This is a genomic window from Pseudanabaena sp. UWO310 (assembly GCF_006861605.1).
In the GTDB taxonomy this organism is placed as follows: Bacteria; Cyanobacteriota; Cyanobacteriia; order Pseudanabaenales; family Pseudanabaenaceae; genus Pseudanabaena.
The window spans coordinates 1-21,974 of sequence record NZ_SELU01000083.1 but is presented as its reverse complement, the minus strand read 5'-3'; the positions used below and the strand labels follow the sequence as shown (position 1 = coordinate 21,974).

At 43.1% G+C, this 21,974-nt stretch carries 27 protein-coding genes and 1 riboswitch; of the genes, 14 read left to right on the top strand and 13 right to left on the bottom strand.

What is annotated here, in order from left to right; genetic code table 11:
• Window positions 1-314 precede the first annotated feature (314 nt).
• Complete coding sequence (locus PseudUWO310_RS20715) at window positions 315-1,508, top strand: dipeptidase (protein ID WP_143122352.1); 1,194 nt, start codon at window positions 315-317, stop codon at window positions 1,506-1,508.
• Window positions 1,509-1,719: 211 nt separating this feature from the next.
• Window positions 1,720-2,139 carry a hypothetical protein gene (locus PseudUWO310_RS23075; protein WP_223805786.1) on the top strand — a complete coding sequence of 140 codons (420 nt, stop codon included), beginning with the start codon at window positions 1,720-1,722 and terminating at the stop codon, window positions 2,137-2,139.
• 299 nt (window positions 2,140-2,438) lie between these two features.
• Here PseudUWO310_RS23075 and PseudUWO310_RS20710 read toward each other — a convergent pair whose 3' ends face one another.
• Together PseudUWO310_RS20710 and PseudUWO310_RS20705 are read right to left on the bottom strand one after the other, a co-directional pair.
• Window positions 2,439-2,780, bottom strand: coding sequence for a type II toxin-antitoxin system RelE family toxin (locus PseudUWO310_RS20710; protein ID WP_143122351.1), 342 nt, complete (start codon window positions 2,778-2,780; stop codon window positions 2,439-2,441).
• A complete protein-coding gene (locus tag PseudUWO310_RS20705) occupies window positions 2,780-3,049 on the bottom strand; it encodes a type II toxin-antitoxin system Phd/YefM family antitoxin (RefSeq protein WP_143122350.1) in 270 nt (89 codons plus the stop codon). Before PseudUWO310_RS20705 ends, PseudUWO310_RS20710 begins: the two co-directional genes overlap by 1 nt.
• Before the next feature lie 76 nt (window positions 3,050-3,125).
• Here PseudUWO310_RS20705 and PseudUWO310_RS20700 point away from each other — a divergent pair, with 76 nt between their 5' ends.
• Window positions 3,126-3,518: a hypothetical protein gene (locus PseudUWO310_RS20700; protein ID WP_143122349.1), complete on the top strand. Its 393-nt coding sequence runs from the start codon at window positions 3,126-3,128 to the stop codon at window positions 3,516-3,518.
• Window positions 3,519-3,613: 95 nt separating this feature from the next.
• On the opposite strand, the gene PseudUWO310_RS20695 is transcribed toward PseudUWO310_RS20700, so the two are convergent.
• Window positions 3,614-4,156, bottom strand: a complete 543-nt coding sequence (locus PseudUWO310_RS20695) for a TetR/AcrR family transcriptional regulator (RefSeq protein WP_143122348.1) — start codon at window positions 4,154-4,156, stop codon at window positions 3,614-3,616.
• 709 nt (window positions 4,157-4,865) lie between these two features.
• Here PseudUWO310_RS20695 and tmpT point away from each other — a divergent pair.
• From tmpT to PseudUWO310_RS20680, 4 genes are all read left to right on the top strand, one after another.
• Complete coding sequence (gene tmpT / locus PseudUWO310_RS20690; RefSeq protein ID WP_143122347.1) at window positions 4,866-5,504, top strand: thiopurine S-methyltransferase; 639 nt, start codon at window positions 4,866-4,868, stop codon at window positions 5,502-5,504.
• Window positions 5,505-5,573: 69 nt separating this feature from the next.
• The gene (locus PseudUWO310_RS23070) at window positions 5,574-5,729 is read left to right on the top strand and encodes a hypothetical protein (RefSeq protein ID WP_190316099.1); all 156 of its coding nucleotides are present in this window, start codon (window positions 5,574-5,576) and stop codon (window positions 5,727-5,729) included.
• Window positions 5,730-5,751: 22 nt separating this feature from the next.
• Window positions 5,752-6,570 carry a tetratricopeptide repeat protein gene (locus PseudUWO310_RS20685; RefSeq protein ID WP_143122346.1) on the top strand — a complete coding sequence of 273 codons (819 nt, stop codon included), beginning with the start codon at window positions 5,752-5,754 and terminating at the stop codon, window positions 6,568-6,570.
• 262 nt (window positions 6,571-6,832) lie between these two features.
• Window positions 6,833-7,123 (top strand): hypothetical protein, encoded by a 291-nt coding sequence (locus PseudUWO310_RS20680; RefSeq protein ID WP_143122345.1) that lies wholly within the window; start codon window positions 6,833-6,835, stop codon window positions 7,121-7,123.
• A gap of 189 nt (window positions 7,124-7,312) precedes the next feature.
• Here the strand turns inward: PseudUWO310_RS20680 and PseudUWO310_RS20675 are convergent, their stop codons facing one another.
• From PseudUWO310_RS20675 to cobU, 6 genes are all read right to left on the bottom strand, one after another.
• Window positions 7,313-7,975, bottom strand: coding sequence for an ABC transporter ATP-binding protein (locus PseudUWO310_RS20675; RefSeq protein WP_143122344.1), 663 nt, complete (start codon window positions 7,973-7,975; stop codon window positions 7,313-7,315).
• A 12-nt stretch (window positions 7,976-7,987) separates the two neighbouring features.
• Window positions 7,988-9,241, bottom strand: coding sequence for an ABC transporter permease (locus PseudUWO310_RS20670; RefSeq protein WP_143122343.1), 1,254 nt, complete (start codon window positions 9,239-9,241; stop codon window positions 7,988-7,990).
• 54 nt (window positions 9,242-9,295) lie between these two features.
• Window positions 9,296-10,645, bottom strand: a complete 1,350-nt coding sequence (locus tag PseudUWO310_RS20665) for an efflux RND transporter periplasmic adaptor subunit (protein WP_143122342.1) — start codon at window positions 10,643-10,645, stop codon at window positions 9,296-9,298.
• Window positions 10,646-10,728: 83 nt separating this feature from the next.
• Entirely contained in the window at window positions 10,729-11,028 is a 300-nt protein-coding gene (locus tag PseudUWO310_RS20660) for a hypothetical protein (RefSeq protein WP_143122341.1), read from the bottom strand.
• 55 nt (window positions 11,029-11,083) lie between these two features.
• On the bottom strand, window positions 11,084-11,713 hold the full coding sequence (locus PseudUWO310_RS20655) for a TetR/AcrR family transcriptional regulator (protein WP_143122340.1): 630 nt from the start codon (window positions 11,711-11,713) through the stop codon (window positions 11,084-11,086).
• A gap of 91 nt (window positions 11,714-11,804) precedes the next feature.
• A complete protein-coding gene (gene cobU / locus PseudUWO310_RS20650) occupies window positions 11,805-12,371 on the bottom strand; it encodes a bifunctional adenosylcobinamide kinase/adenosylcobinamide-phosphate guanylyltransferase (protein WP_143122339.1) in 567 nt (188 codons plus the stop codon).
• Window positions 12,372-12,453: 82 nt separating this feature from the next.
• Here cobU and PseudUWO310_RS20645 point away from each other — a divergent pair, with 82 nt between their 5' ends.
• From PseudUWO310_RS20645 to PseudUWO310_RS20615, 7 genes are all read left to right on the top strand, one after another.
• On the top strand, window positions 12,454-13,080 hold the full coding sequence (locus tag PseudUWO310_RS20645; RefSeq protein ID WP_143122338.1) for a Uma2 family endonuclease: 627 nt from the start codon (window positions 12,454-12,456) through the stop codon (window positions 13,078-13,080).
• A 66-nt stretch (window positions 13,081-13,146) separates the two neighbouring features.
• Window positions 13,147-13,614 (top strand): hypothetical protein, encoded by a 468-nt coding sequence (locus tag PseudUWO310_RS20640; RefSeq protein ID WP_143122337.1) that lies wholly within the window; start codon window positions 13,147-13,149, stop codon window positions 13,612-13,614.
• Between the two features lie 6 nt (window positions 13,615-13,620).
• Window positions 13,621-14,196: a Uma2 family endonuclease gene (locus tag PseudUWO310_RS20635; RefSeq protein WP_143122336.1), complete on the top strand. Its 576-nt coding sequence runs from the start codon at window positions 13,621-13,623 to the stop codon at window positions 14,194-14,196.
• A 283-nt stretch (window positions 14,197-14,479) separates the two neighbouring features.
• Window positions 14,480-14,576: riboswitch (TPP riboswitch) on the top strand.
• A 7-nt stretch (window positions 14,577-14,583) separates the two neighbouring features.
• A complete protein-coding gene (gene thiC, locus PseudUWO310_RS20630; protein WP_055074540.1) occupies window positions 14,584-15,969 on the top strand; it encodes a phosphomethylpyrimidine synthase ThiC in 1,386 nt (461 codons plus the stop codon).
• A gap of 203 nt (window positions 15,970-16,172) precedes the next feature.
• Window positions 16,173-16,544, top strand: coding sequence for a hypothetical protein (locus PseudUWO310_RS20625; protein WP_223805785.1), 372 nt, complete (start codon window positions 16,173-16,175; stop codon window positions 16,542-16,544).
• 113 nt (window positions 16,545-16,657) lie between these two features.
• Window positions 16,658-18,199 carry a DUF1565 domain-containing protein gene (locus tag PseudUWO310_RS20620; RefSeq protein ID WP_143122335.1) on the top strand — a complete coding sequence of 514 codons (1,542 nt, stop codon included), beginning with the start codon at window positions 16,658-16,660 and terminating at the stop codon, window positions 18,197-18,199.
• Between the two features lie 24 nt (window positions 18,200-18,223).
• A complete protein-coding gene (locus PseudUWO310_RS20615; protein ID WP_143122334.1) occupies window positions 18,224-18,790 on the top strand; it encodes a 3'-5' exonuclease in 567 nt (188 codons plus the stop codon).
• Between the two features lie 285 nt (window positions 18,791-19,075).
• On the opposite strand, the gene PseudUWO310_RS20610 is transcribed toward PseudUWO310_RS20615, so the two are convergent.
• The 4 genes from PseudUWO310_RS20610 to PseudUWO310_RS20595 form a co-directional block, all read right to left on the bottom strand.
• Window positions 19,076-20,011 (bottom strand): ribonuclease Z, encoded by a 936-nt coding sequence (locus tag PseudUWO310_RS20610; protein ID WP_143122333.1) that lies wholly within the window; start codon window positions 20,009-20,011, stop codon window positions 19,076-19,078.
• A 2-nt stretch (window positions 20,012-20,013) separates the two neighbouring features.
• A complete protein-coding gene (locus PseudUWO310_RS20605) occupies window positions 20,014-20,574 on the bottom strand; it encodes an OmpA family protein (RefSeq protein WP_143122332.1) in 561 nt (186 codons plus the stop codon).
• A 2-nt stretch (window positions 20,575-20,576) separates the two neighbouring features.
• Window positions 20,577-20,777, bottom strand: a complete 201-nt coding sequence (locus tag PseudUWO310_RS20600; protein WP_126390442.1) for an NAD(P)H dehydrogenase subunit NdhS — start codon at window positions 20,775-20,777, stop codon at window positions 20,577-20,579.
• Window positions 20,778-21,123: 346 nt separating this feature from the next.
• On the bottom strand, window positions 21,124-21,708 hold the full coding sequence (locus tag PseudUWO310_RS20595; protein ID WP_143122353.1) for a Uma2 family endonuclease: 585 nt from the start codon (window positions 21,706-21,708) through the stop codon (window positions 21,124-21,126).
• Window positions 21,709-21,974: the final 266 nt, after the last annotated feature.

Sequence of the window (21,974 nt, the reverse complement as noted above, 5' to 3'; positions counted from 1 at the left end):
GATGTCCATTTTTTACTACTTTTTCTCCTTTACAATTTGGGCATTGCATTTTTTGTCATTGAACAACTCCAACTCTTATTTTCTAACATACTATTCTTATTTATCATTATGAATATGTGCAACGCCAAAAATTAAGACTCACAATAATAGCGATCGCAAAGTTCAGGAATTGATAGGCGATCGAAGTAACACATCATTGGAGCGGACAAAATCGTGATATTTTAGCTGAGAGCAAAAGTTCTTCTGCCGCTCAATTAAGCGGTTAGCCTGCTCAGCGCTAAGGGCATAATTAAACAGTTTCGGTGGGTTACTCTGTGAGACAGCGAAGACAAATCGGTAAAGTATTTCGTTTGGGACTGCTCCTAGTTATCAGTCTGGCGATCTTGATAGCAATCCTAGTTTTCTCATTTGCTCCATCCTTCGTTGCAAAGCGATTTAATCCGATTAGCCCCTTAGTTCTCCAACCCCTGAGTTCGTCTTCTCAAGCCCTGCACGAGTCTTTAACTATTGTTGACTTACATGCTGACTCTCTGCTTTGGGGAAGGGATCTCTCTAAACTAGAAAGCTATGGACATGTTGATGTGCCTCGTCTGATTCAAGGCAATGTTGCTCTGCAAATCTTTACAGTTGTGACCAAAGTTCCTACGCCTTTGCTCTTGGAAGGGAACAATGATCGTAGTGACAACATCACAAAGCTAGCAATCCTTCAACGATGGCCGATCCCATCGTGGTTTAGTCTCAAGGAGCGAGCCCTCTATCAAGCCAGACGACTTCAATCCCTTGAGCGAGAGGCTTCAGGTAAGTTTAGGATTATCAAGACCAAGCAAGACTTGAACAACTATCTTGCTCAAAGACAACAGAATCGAGCAATTACCGCAGGGCTGTTGGGTTTAGAGGGTGCACATGCGCTGGAAGGTCAGATTGAGAATGTGAACCAGCTTTATGAAGAGGGATTTCGGTTGATTGGATTATCCCACTTTTTTGATACTGAGGTAAGTGGTTCTGCTCATGGGGTTGATAAAGGAGGGCTGTCTCCCTTTGGGCGAGAAGTTCTTAAGCGAATGGAGGCTTTGGGCTTAATTATTGATTTAGCCCATGCATCGGCTCAAACCATGAATGAGGTGTTGCAGATAACTAGCCGTCCTGTCCTAGTTTCCCATACTGGTGTACAAGGGACTTGTAACAATGCCAGAAATCTCAGCGATCGCCAACTTCAGCAGATTGCCCAATCTGGTGGGGTGATCGGAATTGGTTTCTGGGAAACAGCCGTGTGTGGAGAAGATGCCAGCGCTATTGCTAGGGCGATTCGATATGTTGCTGATAAGGTTGGTATAGACTATGTTGCGATCGGCTCAGATTTTGACGGTGCAGTTCGGGTTCCGTTTGATGTAGCTAACCTTGGACAGTTAACCCAAGCCTTACAGAAGGAAGGCTTTTCCGAAAAAGAGATTGCAAAGATTATGAGCTTAAATGTGATTCATCTCTTGCAAAAGTTGCTTCCAGCTTAACTCCACATTAGCGATCGCAAGGTCAAGAAATTGAATAGCGATCGCCTTTAGCAAATAGATAATTGAGGCGATCGCCCCATAAAGCACGAGAAATCAAGGCTTTCAGACTTTTAGTTGCACATCGCGTAGATAATATATAATTAGTAGGATTGCCGTTCTAGGGGAGTAGAGTACTTCATCAATCTACACTCGGAAGCAGTTCTAAAAGCTATTGATTCTCAAAGTAATGTTGCGTATCTCAAAGAAACAGATATTTTGTGGTATTGCTGGATGTGCAGTATTTCTCTTTCTGGGAAGTACGTATGGTAAATGGGAATTGCTAACTTTGCTACAAGGTAAGCAAGTTGACTCCCTTCTCCGCGCAAACTCAAACGAATGGATGCTGCCCCCACAGTTCTCCAAAGTGATTGAGTATAATGACCAACGAATTGTTGCATTTATGATTGAAACAGGTGGACAAGACATGTTGGTTGAGTTTCAGAAGAATTCACAGGGAGATTGGAAGCTGTCTCGTAGCGCTTGGTGTACTGTTGCGAATGGAACTCCAAGTTGCTTCTTCCCTTGGTATTCTCTCAGAGGATTGGGACAGGCGGTAACATATGGTTGTTCAAGAAAATGTTTTACCCCTTAAGCGGAAGCAGGATTTATGGGAGACTATTGCGATAGAGAATGGGTAGCTAACAATCCGCTTGTACACCGACCGCATTGAATATGAAAGATTGCTAGCGGCGTGTCAAACTAGGCATTATGCCAAATTGATAAGCCCGTCAAAAATGATTTGCTTCGTTGATGAGTACTGAGAAGTTATCGATGATTTGCCAAGGATAGGTAATTGTGAGATGATCGCCTAGAACTCACGCCTTACAGTATTAGCGATCGCCTTTTCTAGCACTTCCAAATAATCAAAGTTCTATTTTCCAATTCTGGATTTTAACCATCTTCTTGATCATTATCTGGCTCGTCTAGAAGTCCTAATCTCAGTAATTTTTTAGCAAGAGCGTATACGTCCTGCTTACTGCCATCTTTCCGAATCCCTAAAGATACAACCATTACAGTAACTTGAGATTGCTCGATCGCATAAATGATGCGATATCTTTGTCCAACAGCACGCACACTGTAATAACCATCTAGTTCTCCAATTAATGGTTTCCCTTGTATTTCAGGAGATTCTTGGAGATTGTCGATGCGATCGCTGATTTTTTGACGGATGCGGCGATCGCTGATTTCTTTCAATAACCTCAAAGCTGTAGGCTGAATGACGATGCGATACATTACAAATCCAATTCTCGCTTAGCTGATTCCCAATCTATTCCCTGTGCTGATTTTGCCTCGGTAATCCCTTGACGCAAGTTAGTCATGAGGTTCACATCACCAAGTATTTCCAAGGTTTCGAGTATTGCTTCGTAATGTTGCCATGTCATCACAGCAAGGACAGGCTTGCCTCTGCGAGTAATTGCAAGTGTACCGCCATGCTGGGTCAGCTTTTCAGGTAACGAGGTTAGCTCATGTCTTGCTTCAGTAATAGGAATATTGGACAACATTGTTTTTGAACCTATCTGTACATCTAAGTGTATATCTAAATACTGAACAGCGATCGCAAGGTCAAGAAATTGATAAGTGATCTCCCCCAAGGAAATTATTAAAACTGTACGCGATCCTAATTTTCATAAAAATTCAACAGGTAGCAATTTTATGATAGATGACAGCAGCTATGAGATGAATGATGATATTGATGTACTGTGGAATGAGCTAAAAAATAGTTATCCCATCGGACATACATTCTTTGGCAAGGTCATAAAAGTTAGACAGTTTGGTATTTTTGTTGAACTTCCCGATTATCAGGTCATAGAAGGCTATAAGTTAAGTGGAATTATAGATGTTGTTTCTAAAAGTCTGCCAATAGATCACTCCCTGTGGCCAAAAGTTGGGGCAAAAGTTTATTGCAGAGTCATTTGGTATCGAAAAAATAAAGAAGTGGACTTAGAATTAATTAGCGATCATCTTTTGTGAGTTATTAGTGCGATCGCAATACCGCAAACCCTTTAGTGGATTGATAATTCAGGCGATCGCCCTTGACTTCAAGTATGAATGAATCTATTGGTGAACTAGAGTCCCAAGATCTTTGGTAAATTGGCGATCGCTCGTTTGAATGCTTCGTTATTACCCAAACATCTAGATACAATCAACGCTCCTTCAATCTGGGCGATCGCATCTTCCGCATTACATCGAGCGACTTTTGCATCCTGTCCTGCCTCAACTAGCACCTCTGCCAATGCATCGATCCATGTAGACAGAGTTTGCTGAAGTGCAGGTTGAAATAGAGGTTGGGCTTCCCCAAATGATAGAAGCTCTAGGAAGCAAGACGAACGACCATTGTTATAAAATAGATCGAGGGTTTTGCCCATGGCACGAATCCGATCTAAGGGTTTTCCCTTTCCTTGCAGGGGTTTTAATAAATTTGTTTCTAAATTTGCATAGAGGCGATCGAGGACGGTTGCTGCCATTTCCTCTTTTCCTTTAGGGAAGTAATGGTACAAACTGGCTCGACCCAACCCAGTTGCTTCGGAAATCTTAGAAAGTGATGCGCCTTCATATCCATGATGGCGAAACACATCACTTAATTTAGCAACCACAGCATCTTTAGACATTTAATTCTCTCTCATCAAGTGTTATCCCAATTCACAAAAGTGTTGTCGCATTTTCGTGAATTAAAAACCAAACCTAGTCAGGGTTTGAAAAACTAAAAATAGCTACACCGTTTTTAGTTTCGGCATGACAGCAATTACAGAGCAAACGAACCACAAGGAAATTCTTGAAAGCATTGCTTTGCAATGCTTTCAAGAATTTCCTTGGTTTGGGTTTGAGCGCAAAGTGCTGTATTAGGAAGCATATTCGCAGGTTAGCTTTTCACCCAATTTTAGCGATAAACTTAGTAAGTAGCTAGGCATAATTAAAAACCAAAACTAGAGAGCATACCGCCCGCGCAGCGGGCGATATGTCCTTCTGGTTTTTAAGTTTACTTATGCCTAGCTACTTAACACATTATTAAATGTTATACCAAATGTTCGGTAGATATAGCTATATTCACTTAATTCAGGAAATCAAACCCAATAGAGAGTTGCGGTGCTTCGCGCCGCAACTCTCTATTGGGTTTGATTTTTGTCCTAACATTACTGACTAAAGCTATAAAGGGATAGGGGCTGATAAGTTATACCAATTCACAAAAGTGTGACAATACTTTTGTGAATTAAACACCAAACCCAGTAAGGTTTTGAGATTCCCAAAATGGCAGCGCCATTTTGGGAATTGGTATTACAGCTAAAATTTAGTGGTAAGTAAATTTCACAAGGAGTAGTTATGGATGCAAGCTTTTGGCATCAAAAGTGGGAAAAGAATGATATTGCTTTCCACAACCGAGAGGCTAATTCACTACTGGTCAAATATTTTAAAGAGCTATCTTTAGTAGAGGGTAGCCTTGTATTTGTCCCACTGTGCGGCAAAACTCTTGATATTTCTTGGTTGCTTTCTAATGGCTACCGAGTTGCTGGAGCTGAATTGAGCAAAATCGCGATCGAGCAATTGTTTGTGGAACTTGGGGTGGAACCCCAAATATCGAGAGTTGGTGAATTAGAGCGCTACAGCGCGATAGATATTGACATATTTGTGGGTGATATATTTCTTTTGTCTAGCGAAATGCTTGGCGTAGTCGATGCAATTTATGACAGGGCGGCTTTAGTGGCTCTGCCTGAGACAATCCGAAATCAATACACAACACACTTAATGAAAATCACTCATAAAGCATCGCAGTTGCTAATTTGCTATGAATACGACCAAATTTCAATGGCTGGACCTCCTTTTTCAATTAGTGACGACGAAGTAAGCCAACACTATTTGGACAGTTATAATTTAACTCTTCTCAGCAGCACAACTGTTGATGGTGGTTTGAAGGGAAAATGTGCGGCAAGAGAGAATGTTTGGTTGCTGCAAAATAATTAATCCAAGAAGAGAATGGCATCGCTTTGCGATGCCATTCTCTTCTTGGGTTTTATACACTAATTGGGTTCTTTGACGAGTTCCGAGAAGTTCTGGGCGATCGCCGAGAGATCTCGACTTATCGTAATAGCGATCGCCTTCAGAAACCCTTTTAGCAGATGGATAAATGAGGCGATCGCACTTGACTTAAAGTATGACTCTGCGGTACATAAAGTGCAATTGCTTTAAAACTACCATCTCTACTAAGCTAATGTCATCAGAGCCAAATACTCACCGAGAATCTATTGATGCTAATAAAGTCAATGCGGCAATTGAAGCATTGGCAAGTGGCAACATCGGCAATGCAGAGTCCCTTTTATTGGAAGTCATCGCGAATACACCATTAGAATACTCGAATTCAGAAGAAGATGACGAAGGAATCTCAATCAAGTTCTGGGATCAGACTGATTTCATCCATTACGTCACTTGGCAGAAAAAACAAGGTCTTCTAAACAAAAATATCTGTTGGATTGGCAACGCATACCCTCGTGCCCATTATTACATGGGCTTCCTCTGCGTAAAACGGAAGCAATTTGATCGTGCGATTGAATTTCTCAGCAAAGGGCAAAGTCTTGAACCAACCAATCCTAAGTTTGTATTCGAGATGGCGCTGGCATTAGTGCAGTCAGGACGGAGGAAAGAATCCCTCGTCCTGTACGATCAAATAACTGAGATTACCCCATATGTTAGCCTGAACGATCTTGCAGCAGCTTGTCGTGGTCGGGGATTCGTGCTTATCGAAATGGGTGAGCTTGACAACGCTGAAGTTGCCTTCAAATCTTCGCTTCAGATCGAACCGAACAATGATGTAGCATTGAATGAACTACAGTATATCAAACACTTGCGTCAAGGTGGCTCAACTACCTTCGCAGAGACAGTTCCATCAACCGTTTCAGATCTTTCACGTTGTTCTGTGTGTGGTCAAGAGTTCAATAATGGAACTGTTGTATCTCTCAACGGAATGCCGATCATTATCTGCAAACAATGCGATCCAAAGCTAACAAAGAAATGGTGGCAGTTCTGGAAATGACGGCTCGGTTCAACATTTCAACATCGTTAGATTGATTTTCATGGATCTTCGCTTCACTTAAAGTTTCTTTACTTAAAAGTCAAACAAAATCGACAAAATAAAAATGATTGTTAAAAGTGATTGTATGGAACTCACTACTAGCGATCGCAAAGTTCAGAAATTGATAGGTGATGGGGTATAACACATCATTGGAGCAGATAAAAGCATGATATTTTAGTTGAAGCAAAAGTTTTTTGCCGATCTATTAAACCGTTAGATTGCGATGAAAAAGATATATGAGGCTTGGGAAAATGAAACAGATTGCAGTATTGCTTTTTCCAATGTTGAGAGTATAAGTGTACAGCGTGCTAAAGGTCTTCTCTCAGAGAATGCAAAGTTGCTGCATCGAATCGAAGCGGATACTTGGGAAGAGGCTATATCCGCGCACTATATTAAAATGGGTTGGAAACCGTACGTCCCTGTAGGTGAGCCTCAAGAATGTCCGAGAGAATGTGGCGCTAGCCTCTATCCTGAAGGAAGTGGCGAATGTCCAAATTGCGGGAGTGTCTGTTAAGTCAAATAGCGTAATCTAACAATTCATTATTGAAGGCTCGTAACGGCTTGAAGTTTATAAAATTCTTGTGTTCTTAACATAACAATGGAAGAACTACGGCAGCCAAGTGCAATCTGCTCAAGTGCAATCTGCTAAATTAGAAAAGCTTCCTTGAACTGATGTCAAATTATGCGCTCATTAGCAAAATCATTAGCCAACGATTAGTCCATCTTGCACAAAAATTTTACGTTTGGTTTGGGCGGCGATATCTGGCTCATGGGTGACGATGACAATTGTGATGTCTTGAGTATTGAGATCGCTAAACAAATTCATCACCTCCTGTGAAGTTTGGGAATCTAGCGCACCCGTTGGCTCATCGGCTAGAAGAAGAGCGGGTTGATTGACCAACGCACGGGCGATCGCCACTCGTTGTTGTTGTCCGCCAGAGAGTTGATTGGGACGATTGGAGATGCGATCGCCTAAACCCACTTTGACTAAGGCTTCTTCAGCACGCGATCGGCGTTCTTCTTTGGGAACTCCTGCATAGACCATTGGCAACATTACATTTTCTAGAGCCGTAGCTCGCGATAGGAGATTGAACTGTTGAAATACAAAGCCAATGCGTTGATTGCGAATATAGGCGAGATCGTCTTTGGCTAAAGTCGTGAGATTTTGTTCTTCGAGATAATATTCGCCCCCCGTAGGGCGATCAAGGCAGCCAATGATATTCATTAATGTGGATTTACCCGATCCCGATGCGCCCATAATCGAGACATATTCGCCCGAATTTATATGTAGATTAATTCCTTTAAGAATTGGTACATCGACTTCAGCCAGTCGATAACTTTTAGTGATATTTTCCATTGTAATCATCGTAAACTCTCCCTATTCACTTCGCAAAGCGGTAATTGGATCGAGTCTGGCGGCATTTCTAGCGGGAATTACTCCAGCAATTAACCCGACGGAAGTTGACAAACCGAACCCCAATAAGATCGAACTGGTAGAAATAATAAATGGGAACTTAAACGCAGTTGCCGCCGCAAAGGTAATTCCAACCCCGATCGCAATGCCAACCGAGCCTCCAACTACGGAAATAACCACCGACTCAGTCAGAAATTGACTCAAGATAGCATTGTCCGTTGCGCCTAAAGCTTTGCGAACACCGATTTCGCGAGTACGCTCGACTACGGAAACTAGCATGATATTAGCAATGCCGATGCCGCCGACGATCAGCGATATCCCTGCGATCGCCACCATCATCAGCGTAAACAGACTCAAAATCGTATTGAAGGTTTTGAGAATATCCGCTTGATTGGTAATCCGAAAATCATCATTGTCAGGAACATTAATGTTATGGCGCAACCGCAAAATATTGGTAACTTGAAACTTTACGATGTCTAATTTAGTTTCATCCTGACCCTTGATATAGATGCCATTCACCGAAACTCCCGTTAGCGAATTATTGCCAATGATCCGCGCAGACATTGAGGTTAAGGGAATATAAACCGCATCATCGCGATCTTGCGGGCCTTGAGAACCTTTGGCTTCCATTATCCCAATCACATCATAAATCTCACCTTGGATTCTGATTTTTTGACCGATGGGATTGACGTTATTAGGAAATAGGTTTTTCCTGACCGTCGGTGCGATTACTGCTACTGAAGCAGCCGTATCTAATTCTTCGGCATTAAAAAATCGCCCCTCCTTCGGAAAGGTATTTCTTGCCGTGGGATAGCTTAAATCGGTTCCATAGATATTGGTTAAAGTATTCTCCGCATTATAGACAACCTGCGTACTACCTTGGAGATAGGCGGAAACTACGGTTGCGGAAGGTGCTTGAGTTGTGATCGCTTTTGCATCCTGCCAAGTAAGTGTTGAGACCGAACCCATCGCCTTTTTGACTCCACCACTTTGAGCGGCTCCAGACATGACCTGTAAAACATCAGTGCCTAAACCCCGAATATTTTCTTCCGTAGATTTTTGCACGCCTTGCCCGATGGAAGAGATGCCAATCACAGAGGAAATGCCGATAATCACGCCCAACATCGTTAATCCACTACGGAGCTTATTGCCCCAGAGAGAGGCGATCGCCATTTCCGCAATTTCCCAATAGGAAATATTGTGAGGGCGTAAAGTCATAGGATTCATACCTCGCTAATTTTAAATGAGTTGATCGGTAATTTAAATTGCTTTTTATCGTGGGGCAGGCGGCAGAATCCCCCCTGAGGAACTAGATTCTTTCTTAGCAGGAGGACTGACGAGGACTTGTTCATTACCTTGGAGTCCAGATTTAACTTCCGTAAAGCTGCCTGCGGTATTTCCCGTTTGGATCGCTTGGAATATTGGTTGACGATTGTTGCCCAAAATATAAACTCCCGTTCCATCAGCTTGTTTAACTACGGCTGCATTGGGAACCAATATCGCATTATTTAAACTGCCAACCTCAAACTGAGCCTCAACATTCATGCCAGCTTTCAACTTGGCAACTTCCGTAGAAGTAATCCCCACACGCACCTCAAAACTGGTCACATTTTGAGAAACCGTTGCCTGTGGGGCGATTTGTTCGACTTTGCCTGTAAATACTTCGTTAGGGAAGGCATCAACTTTCACCTTCACTGATTGTCCTAATTTGACTTTGGCAATTTGAGCTTCCGATATATTGACGACCACTTGAAGGCGATCGTTGGCAAGGGTCAAAATTGATGATGACGATGCCGAGTCGCTACTTCCAGACATGGAAGGACTAACAAATGCTCCGATATCGGCATATTTTTTGATGACGATGCCATCAAAGGGCGCGACTATTTTGGTGTCGTCAAGGGAAGTTCGAGTAGTTTGTAAGCTTCCTAATGCAGATTCTAACTTCGCGCGGGCTTCGTCAATATCTTCACTCCGCGATCCTGCTTGAGATAATACTAACGATTGTTGTGCTTGTGACACGGAGGCTCTAGCGGTATCGCGGGATGTAACTGCTTTTTGGTAGGTTTGTCGAGAAACTGCTCCTGATTGATAAAGAGATTGATTGCTAAGGAGATCTTCTTCTGCTTGACGCAGTTCAACTTGAGCGCTGTTTAGCTGAGCCTTAGTCTTAGCAATTTCTTCAGGACGGTTACCCGCGATCAACCGCTGCAAATTTGCTTCCTGTTGTGAAACTTGTGCTTCCATTTGGATGATTTGACCGCGTAGTCCCGAATCGTCCATTTCAGCTATTAATTGTCCTTGACGTACGCGATCGCCTTCTTTTACCAGCAAAGTTTTAATTGTCCCCGTTGATTTGGGGCTGAGATTGATCGAACGCTCAACCTTGATCGTACCATTGGCGGTAATGGTAATCGGCAGAGTTTTGCGCTCTACAGACTGAGTGATAAGATCGCTTGGAGAATTATTTACCGATGCCGAATTTAAAAATTGCCAACCTACTCCGCCAATTCCTAACAACAGTAAAAGTGTGGGTAATCCAAATTTCAGCCATTTCCCTCGCGGTAAAGATTTCTTATCTGGCTTCTGGCTGGAAGCATTTGTAGGAACTGGTTCGGATAACATGATTTTCCTCCAAAAAACAAAAGGAATACGCAGAGTTTCTTCAATGGATTGCAGTGTAAGTAATTAACTTACTAATAAGCACATCATCTTTGTCGAGATGCCGACCAGAGACTATTTCCCAATTTCGGTAAATTAGTAGTTCCATTCATGACATTGCCATTAATGACACCTTCAAACTTGCCAACCCAACCCTGCCTCTTGGTAGACTCAATCGTAAAATTCACTTGGCGGTTGCGAGAAATATTCCCTTTAAGGGATAAATGCTCGCTAGAATTAGCGAAGATTCCACCGATCCTGTCACCATCTTGAACTATTAGCAATGTTGCCGATAGTTCGCCTAAAAAAAGTGTCCAGCTACCATCAATAGTTGTTGTTTCATCCATAGCAATACTTAAGAAGCAATACTTAAGACTTATTTTGAAGACTTATTTTGAAGACTTATTTTGAAGACTTATTTTGAGTCGGTTCTGCTGCTAGTCCATCCCATAGGGTCTCAATTAAGGTGTGAATAAAAATGGATGGCTCGACGAAGGTATGCTTCATCGATGGAAGTGCAATGGGCATTTTCTGATCCATATTACTCAACACGATATAATTGATAATTGGACCGACAATCATGTGAGCTACGGTCAAGGTGTCGCACGATCGCAGATGCTTTAAAGCGATCGCTTTATCCAAAAAGCTAGCTAGTAAATAGGTATCTCTTAGGTGCGGAGGTGGCATTGGCGGTGGATGAGGTACATCACCTTGATTCATGAGCATAAATACTCTGGGCATCACCTCCAGATAGAATGCCAACATTTGCTCACATATCACGATCAACTCTTCCTTAATTGCCGCAGTAGGTGTTTGACTGGATAAGGTCTTAACCCACTTTGGATTTTCTGTAATGCCGATAGCAGCCAGAAACAATGCTTGCTTAGTTGCAAAGCGCTTAAAGATAGAAGCTTCGGATATGCCCGCCTTTTCGGCGATCGCCAATGTTGATGCGCCAAAACCCTCTTTTAAAAAGATTTCTCGCGCCGCAGTCAGAATTTCTTCATTGGTGATTTTAGGAGGACGAGCCATAAATAAGTAAGTACTTACTTTTTAATAATAGGGCTAAGGCTAAGTGCTTGTCAAGTTACTAAAAAAGGAGGACAAATTAATCTAAAGCTTGTTATTCATAGCTTTTAGCATTTTGATCCAATGCCGAAGGGATTTTTTCACCTAATTGGGTGAGGTCGATCGCATGTCCTCCTGTAACCAGATAAACCTGATCGGCGATCACCCCAATTTTACGACTCAAACCGCCGAGGCGATCGCGAAATATTCTCCCTAATTTGTATTCTGGTACGATTCCCCATCCCACTTCTTCCGCGACAAAGGTGATATCGACCTTACAGTCTTGGATTGCTGCCAAGAGTTCTATTTCTATTTTGCTCCAAGCTGTTTCATCCTCTTCCAAAAGATTTGCTAACCAAGTGCCAAGAGAATCTACCAGAATATAATGGGAATCGCTTTGAATTCCTAAAATCGCTTTAGACAAATTAATTGGAACTTCCAAGGTTTGCCAATGCTCAGGACGGCGATCGCTATGTTTTTGCAATCTCAATTCCCATTCCGCATCATCGGGATAACGAGTGGCGGTGGCGATATAAATTACATTTTTTTGCGATCGCATGGCTAAATGCTCAGCCCATTCACTTTTGCCTGAACGAGTTGCGCCCGTCACTAGAGTAATCATCAGAATTTATCCTTGTTACCATCAATTGCCCCTTGTTATACTGTTTATACTATTACGATATCGCTCATCGTAGGGATCCATCATGACTCAAGCGATCATTGCTACGCCTGAAACCACGAATAATTCCATAGTCACAGAAGGAGCAATCTCTAATCCAGAAGAGCAACTTCTTTGGACTAGTGCTGACTTAGAACTGATGCCCGATAACGGCAACCGTTATGAAATTATTAATGGAGAACTTTACGTGACTAGAGCGCCTCACAATAAGCATCAAGATACCTGTGGCAATTTTTATTATGAGCTTAAAACTTGGTCAAAAATATCGGGGTTAGGATACGCAGTAATTGGGGCAGGATTAATATTTGGCGACAATGATGATGTCATCCCTGATGTGATCTGGATGAATAAAGAGAAATATGCAGCTTTAATTGATGATGCGGGACATTTTCGTGGTGCGCCCGATCTGGCGATCGAGGTGCTATCGACGGGTACTGACAATGAAAAGCGCGATCGCGAAATAAAACTTAAGCTTTATTCATCGCATGGTGTATTGGAATATTGGATTGCAGATTGGCGAGCCAAGCAAATTCAAGTTTATCGACGTGAAAATGGTGTTCTCAAATTAGCGATGACTTTATTTGCAACTGACACCCTAACATCGCCACTTTTACCAGAGTTTTCCTGTCTAATATCCCAGATTTTTGAATAATATAAGCAGCAATTCCCACTGTCCATAGATACTGCCCATAGATATTTATGTAAAAAAGATAAAAATATGAAAAAAATTTTTTATGGTATAGCGGCGATCGCTCTTAGCTTTAGTTCTAACTTTGTTGCCGTCAAATCTGCCCAAGCCCTCGAAGCAGGTAGCTATTGGGGTGGTGGTTCGCGCTATATCAGTATTTTCAAACAGATGAATCCCACGGGCGATCGCTATTGTTATAGTGGCTCCTCATCTAATGGCACAATGATTACTTCTCTCCATCTCAAGATTCCTCGTTATCTAACAGGGATTGATTATGAAGTTTATAAATTGCATGAAGCCGATGATTTATCTATTCAGCAATATGCTTTCCAACCTGATCAGATTATCTTTGGAGATTTAGTGGGAGGCTTTGTGCGCGGATTGGTGTATAAACGTGAACGGGATGTGGACACAGAGCGATCGCCTGAGTTGCAAGAATGTCTCAACTCGACTCAGCCTTACTCTAAAAAAATCTTATCAGGACGCGATCGCAGGTAAAACATAATGGTTACTCAACTCGCCCAGAAAACTTACACCGTTGACGAATACCTAGAGCTAGAAATAGCGTCAGACATCCGCAACGAGTACCGTAATGGAGAAATTATTCCAATGACTGGTGGAACACCCAACCACAACGACATTTCGGGCAATTTATACCTATTGCTGAAACCCCTACTAAAAGTAAAAGGGTTTAGGATATTTCATGTGGATCAGCGACTTTGGATTCCTGACCTTAAGATGCATACCTATCCTGATGTGATGGTTGCGCCTAAACCTTTGGAAATGCAGGATGGTCGTAAGGATACAATTACCAATCCTTGCTTCATTGCGGAAGTGTTATCTAAATCCACCCAAAACTACGATCGCAGTGAAAAATTTGCCTCTTACCGCACTATTAATACTTTTCAGGAATATTTATTAGTCGATCAATATCGTGTTCATGTGGAGCATCACGTTAAAACTGCGGTCAATCAATGGCTATTCTCGGAATATGATGAGCCGACCGTGACGATTTCTCTAAGGTTTGCAGATGTGCAAATCCAAATAGCTGATCTTTACGACAATATTGATTTCACTTAACCATATAGGTTGGAGACACTTTGTGTCTTCAACCTAACATAAGTAGCTAGGCATAATTAATTACAAACCAAAACCCGTAAAGTTGCGCCCCTACAGGGCGCAACTTTACGGGTTTTGGTAATTTATTTTGCATAAGCACTTAGATAAATTTTTGAAAGGGCTGCTTAGCATTGCTTTCAAAAATTTATCTAGTTGTTAAGTCAGCGCAATGCGCTGGCAATAATTAATTTTTATAGTCCAGCCTATCTCTACCTATAAGCACTAGCTTTACAGTGCTATGATCTCAAGATGCTAGGAGTGTCTGTGAAAACCAGACTGAGAGCAAATCCTTAGAACCTGAACCGATTGACATCGGCGTAGGAAAGCACATTATTTGAGGAAATTTACATGACTGTTGGACTAAAGCTTAACTCTGCACCCACAAGGCGCGGAGAATATCGCGGTACGCAAATGCACTGCGCTCGTCAAGGCATCATCACTGAAGAGATGCAGTATGTGGCATGGCGTGAAAATCTGCCCGTCGAATTAGTACGTGCTGAGGTTGCTAGAGGTCGGGCTATTATTCCCGCTAACAAGAATCACACCAATCTCGAACCCATGGGAATTGGCATTGCCTTTCGATGCAAAGTGAATGCCAATATTGGTGCATCGCCTAATTCCTCTAATATTGATGAAGAAGTCGCCAAGCTCCATCTATCGGTCAAGTATGGTGCAGATACCGTTATGGACTTGTCCACAGGTGGAGGCGATTTAGATGTGATTCGGACAGCGATTATTAATGCTTCGCCAGTTCCCATTGGTACGGTTCCCATTTACCAAGCACTCGAAAGCGTGCATGGCAGAATGGAAAACCTCACAGCCGATGACTTCCTCCATATCATTGAGAAGCACGCTGAGCAAGGCGTAGACTATCAAACTATCCATGCAGGAATTTTGATCGAGCATCTTCCTCTGGTCAAGAATCGTCTCACGGGTATTGTGTCTCGTGGTGGCGGTATTTTGGCGCGTTGGATGTTGCACCATCACAAGCAAAATCCTCTCTATACCCATTTTAATGACATCATCGAAATCTTCAAGAAACATGATGTTTCCTTTAGTTTAGGTGATTCTCTCCGTCCTGGATGTTTGCATGACGCATCTGATGCAGCCCAGCTTGCAGAGTTGAAAACCCTCGGACAGCTAACTCGTCGCGCTTGGGAACATGATATTCAAGTCATGGTTGAAGGTCCTGGACATGTGCCAATGGATCAGATCGAATTCAACGTACGCAAGCAAATGGAAGAATGCTCGGAAGCTCCTTTCTATGTACTTGGTCCTCTGGTTACGGATATTGCCCCTGGCTACGATCACATTACTTCGGCGATCGGTGCAGCGATGGCTGGTTGGTATGGTACTGCCATGCTTTGCTATGTCACACCGAAGGAGCATTTGGGCTTGCCAAATGCCGAAGATGTTCGCAATGGTCTGATTGCTTATAAGATTGCTGCTCATGCAGCGGATATTGCTCGCCATCGTCCTAACGCTCGCGATCGCGATGATGAACTTTCAACGGCTCGTTACAACTTTGATTGGAACAAGCAATTTGAATTGTCCCTCGATCCTGAGCGTGCTAAGGAATATCACGACGAGACTTTACCTGCGGATATTTATAAGACCGCAGAATTCTGCTCGATGTGTGGACCGAAGTTCTGTCCTATGCAAGAGAAGGTTGATGCGGAGGCAATTAGCGAGCTTGAGAAGTTTCTGGCAAAAGAGCCTGTGACTTCAGTTTAAATTAAATACAAAAAAACAAAAACTGTAGCGCACGCGCAGCGTGCGCTACAGTTTTTGAGTCTGTTTTTTAATTATGCCCAGCTACTTGCAGCGCTTTGCGCTCAAACCCAAACCAAGGGAATTTTTAAAAGCGTTGCTCTGCAACGCTTTTAAAAACTTCCTTGTGATTCGTTTGATCGGCAATTGCTGTATGAGTGAATATTGTGAGTAATATTATGAGTGAATATACCGATCGCCTGTTCGCAACTAAGAAACGCTATCCTTTTGCGCGATGGATCGCAAATACCATTGAAGATTATAACGAACTATCCTGTAAACCTTACATTGCCGCCTTTGACACCCTAATCGATCATCTTGCGGCTTTGGGCGAGCAAGCTTCTACTGAAGCAAAACTAGAGGCATTTCAGGAAACCGTGGAAACCCTCAATGACCTTAATGATAACGATGGATTGATCGAAACGGGAGAGCGGGAAGACCTATGCGAGATTTGCAATACGATCGCCATCGCCGCAGGAATCGATCCAACGAAATATGGTGGTGGCGAGGGTCCTGCAAGCGAATGGCGTGACTGGTAAAATCTTGCGATCGCCCCATAACTTCCTGTTTGTGACGCATACTCGTGAAACAAAAGCAACTTGCTGCTAGTCTAGTTAGACATGTTTGCCAGATATCTTGTTGGTGTCTCGATATGAATAAGTTTCCCTGTCCTAGTCTTATTAATATAGTCAATCTAGTTTTTGTATTGTCCCTCACCACTCCTGCTGTGGCTTGGGCGCAGACTGCCCAACAAAAAATAGTTTTTGTCTCGCCCCAAGGTGCTGATACGGTGGGAGCGGGTTCTCAAAATCAAGCATTTCGGACGGTCACAGCGGCGATCGCTGCCAATCCCGAAGCAGGGACAATCTTTCAATTAAGCGATGGTAAATATAGCGAAGCTACGGGTGAAAGTTTTCCGATTCGCCTTCCTCAAGGAGCGATATTGCGCGGTAATCCCAGTGCAAATGGAACGGTTGTCATTAGTGGCGGTGGACGCTTTGTTAGTTCTACCTTTGCTAGTCAAAATATTGCGATCGTCGCAGCAAATGACTCTCGCATTGAGGGCGTTACGGTTACCAATAGCAATCCGCGTGGTTATGGACTATGGCTAGAGTCTAGTCGCAATGTCGTCATTGCTAATAACAGTTTTATTCGCAATACCCATGATGGGATCTTCCTAACGGGAAGTTCTAATGCTTATATCAGCAATAATCTATTTACGGGGAATACGGGTAGCGGCATCTCGGCCTTGGGAACCAGTACGGGAGAGATTCGCGATAATAGATTTGAGAATACGGGCTTTGGACTATCCATTGGGCAGCAATCGCAGGTCTTCTTGACTAATAATAATATTTCGCGAAATGTTGATGGTGTCGTGATTTCTAACACAGCTCAACCGACGCTGCGCGGTAATGCGATCGCCGATAATCAGCGCAATGGACTTGTCGTTCTCAGTGGCTCTAATGGTGCGCCCCGCCCCGATGTGGGAACAACGATTTCGCAGGGTAAAAACACCTTTCGTAACAACGGCGAATTTGATATTAATAATGCTACGACAATTCCGCTAGTGGCGGTAGGCAACCAAATTAATCAAGCTCGCGTTCGGGGCGCACTCGATCTTCGCGCTGCGAATTCACCAATTACCAATGCGATCGCTAATCCCATCGCTTCGATTCCACCTGCACCTTTGCCATCAATTCCTTCTACATCGAATAACAGCAGTAATAATAGCGGTGGAGCGATTCCTATTCAGACCAATCCTAGTCCCACTACTGTATTTATTCCCAATACTCCAAGCCAATCTTTGCCCAGTCCCGTGATTTCCCCTAAACCTAATAATCAATCCAGTAATCAATCTAGTAATAATTCTCCCACAACTATTATCATCGAGCGCGATTATGGCAATCAGTCCAATGCGGGAACGCCAAGATTTCCCACTCAGGTCGCAACTCTCCCGCCAGCAACGCTCGATCCCACAACAGGTAAGCCATTCCAATATCGGGTGATTGTTCCCGCAACTTCTACCGTCATCGTCCAGAAGGTCAAGACGATTGTTCCCGATGCTTTCCGTATGTCCCGTAGTGGCAGAACTGTACTTCAGGTGGGAGCCTATAGCGATCGCCCTGCGGCTGACCAGTTGGTGCAAAGATTAAACCAATCAGGACTGATTGCAGAAATTATTCCCTTTCGGTAATTTATAAGGTTAAATTCCACGCTAATGTCACCTGATTTGTATCTAATCATCGATTTTGAAGCAACATGCTGCGACAAAAGGAGCATTCCTCGCGGTCAGATGGAAATCATTGAAATTGGAGCGGTCATGGTTGAAGCTCAAGAACTCCAGATAATTGACGAATTTCAGAGCTTTGTCCGTCCAGTTAGACATCCAAATCTAACGCCTTTTTGTACAAAGCTTACGTCAATCCAACAGATTGATGTAGACGACGCACCTTTGTTTGATGAGTTTATTTGCTCATTCAAAGCATGGCTTTACCAATATCATGGATTCATATTCTGCTCATGGGGAGATTATGATCGCAAGCAGTTGCATCAAGACTGTGACTTTCATAAGGTTCCTTATCCAATCACTGCGCCTCATCTTAATTTAAAACGACTTATAACCGAACGACAGCAGCTTGGAAAAAAGCTTGGCTTAGGTGAGGCAGTCAAGATGGCTGGACTTAAATTCATAGGCACACATCATCGAGGTATTGACGATGCTCGCAATATTGTGCAACTGCTCCCATATATTTTCGGAGAAAAAATATTATCGTCTCATAAGTAATACCAATTCCCAAAATGGCAACGCCATTTTGGGAATATCAAAACCTTACTGGGTTTGATTTTCAATTCACTGAAGTGTTGGCTCACTTCAGTGAATTGGTATAATGCCAAAGCTCAAAATGGCTACGCCATTTTGAGCTTTAAAAAACCTTACTGGGTTTGGTTTTTAATTCACAAAAGTGTTATCACACTTTCGTGAACTAGTATAAAGTTTGCTTAGAAACTAAAATCCGAAATATGAGTGGCGGCGCAAAGCGCCGCTACTCATATTTCGGGTTTGTCCTAGTTATCCATTAGTTGGGGCAATCTCGTAGGTCATAAAATCATGGGCTGGAATGGTATTGGCAAAGATGCTCCTTGCCTCATTCACTAAATCTTCCAATAGAATTGGATTGCCTGGAGAATAGCGTGGACTGAAATGGGTCATGATTAATTGCTTGACATTCGCCAGTTGCGCCACCTGAGCCGCCATTGTGCTGGTAGAATGCAGACGCTGAAAAGCCATATCGGCATCTTGATGGGCAAAGGTAGATTCATGAATCAGTACATCGGCATTTTGGGCTAGTTCTACGGAACTATCACAAAAAATTGTATCGGTACAGTAGGCAATTTTGCGCCCAATCTGGGGAGCGCCACAAAACTGTTTGCCATCGATCTTACGTCCATCGGGAAGGGTAACGATCTTGCCTTGTTTTAGTTCGCCAAAGATGGGACCTGGGGGGATATTCATGGCGATCGCTTTATCGACATCAAACTTACCCACGCGATCGCGCTCCACCAAGCGATAGCCATGCGCTGTCACCTTATGTTTGAGCGGAGCTGCCACCATATAAAACTCCGCATCTTCACATACGATGCCTGCCTTGACCCGATGCACCTTGATCGAATAAGAAAGGCGTGTCTCGCTATAGCGCAAACATGCATCGAGATATTCCCCCAAACCCGTCGGTCCATAGATATCGATATGGCTGACATTCCCTGCCATGCCGCAACTTGCCAGCAGCCCTGGTAAACCAAAAATATGATCGCCATGCATATGGGTGACAAAAATCTTGGAGATTTGACTGATTTTGACATCACTTCGTAGCAATTGGTGCTGAGTTGCCTCGCCACAATCTAGCAGCCAAACTTCAGCACGTTGAGGTAAACGTACGGCTACACTAGAGACATTGCGTCCGCGAGTGGGGACACCCGAACTAGTACCGAGAAAAGTGATCTGCATATCTAGTCATCTACAAAAATCTCGATGCGGCGGTTACTCTTGCCATTATTATCACCAGCGCTGCCAGATAAAGGACGACTAGTGCCATAACCGATCGCCATCCAATAATAAGTTTGCTCGCCGCGCAGTCTCGCTAAATATTCTTTAACCGCTGATGCGCGTAAATAGGAGAGAGTTAACTCATCTACTGTACCACTCCCATCCATATGACCATTAATGCGTACCTTTTTGCCAGAGGTCAAAGGCAATTGGGCGGCAACTTCATCTAGTAACCGAAAGCTTTCGGGGCGAATGCTTGCCTTATTGGACTCAAATAGGGCATCGGCGGATAGGGTAAACTGTTGCTTTTTGTAATTTAAAAAATTAAGCGAAGGTTGCCAAACCCAGTCTGGGCGGATAAAGGCGATCGCAAGCCCCATGCTAGTCCCCGCGATCGCACTCGCACCAATCGCTACACTCCGAATAATAAATGACAAGACCGAATTTCCCGCTTGGTTGAGATTACCAGACGGCTTGCCTGAAGATTTACCTATTGACTTATCTGGAGTCGGTAAATTTGCCACAATTATTTCTTTTTCGCTTTAGAACTAACAGTAGTATCGATTAGTTCTAACTCATTAGCACGAAATGATACGATCTTTTCCCAGTTACCACCGCCAAAAATTACCGCAACGCGACCATCGGTGACCCGTTGTACCTGCCCCTGAAATCCATAGTAGGTATCGCCCTCATTCACAACGCGCACTGCCGAACCTGGAAAAATGATTGGTTGCATATTTGTTATGTTACTCCCTGATTTTGACTAGGTTTATTCTATATCCTTTGACGATCTGCCTTTATTGCTTTTTTCAATGATTATCAGTTGGCTTAGCTAAACTACTTGCCTAAATTGAGGTAATGAACAGCTAACGTGCGATCGACGTATTTTCGTATTTTTTGTCTCTATAGAATGACCATTTCAGCACCTACCCCTCTTTAAGTTGTCTAATGCTTAGTTATAGCAGTAGCCAGTTATGTTAGGACAAAAACAAAACCCAGAAGAGTGTTGCGGCGCAAAGCGCCGCAACACTCTTCTGGGTTTTATGTCTTAACTTATTTGGCTATAGCTATACTTAATGGGATGACCAAATATTTTCTAAATTGAGGACAAATCCCAATAAAACTTCTTCTCCAGACAAACTCACGGGTGCTTCAAGAATTTCTATAGGTTTACCTAAACGATAAATTGCCACACGCTTACTTTCTGGATCAATTAGCCACCCCAAACGGCAACCATTATCCTGATATTCTTGCATCTTGGCTAAACCCTTAATCCATGAATCCGTTGGCGACAAAAGCTCGATCGCAAAGTCAGGGCATAAGGGTAAAAATTGCTTACGTTGTTCAGGGGTGAGAGCATTCCATTTTTCCATGGGTATCCATGCCACATCAGGCGAGCGATCGCTACCTCTAGGCAGAGAAAATCCCCCAGAAGAATCGAAAACCTTACCAAGTCGCTCCTGACGATTCCAAATCCCTAAATCGAGATTAATATCCGAATTCCAAGAGCTAGTTTCGCTGCTAGTGGGGGACATAATTACAAGTTCTCCATTCCCATTGCGCTCTAGTTTAAGTTCAGGGTTTGCCGCACATAGTTCGTAAAACTGCTCTCTAGTCAGTTTCACAATCGGATCGAGATTGATTGTATAAGCAGTCATCATCTTTACTCCGCAAAGCGTCTTTATACTGATTCCTGAAAGTGTGACAACACTTTCAGGAATTAAAAACTAAACCTCGTAGGGTTTTCCAAGTTAAGAAATGGCGTAGCCATTTCTTAACTTGGTACTTAGATCTATTTTAAGGAAATTCTCTATAAAAAATCATCAGATAGGCGATCGCCAAGTCTCCCATAATTTCTTTAGGGACTTGCGAGAGAATAAGATACCAATCCAGATTTGCCAGAATCGGTGGCGCGGCTCTGCCG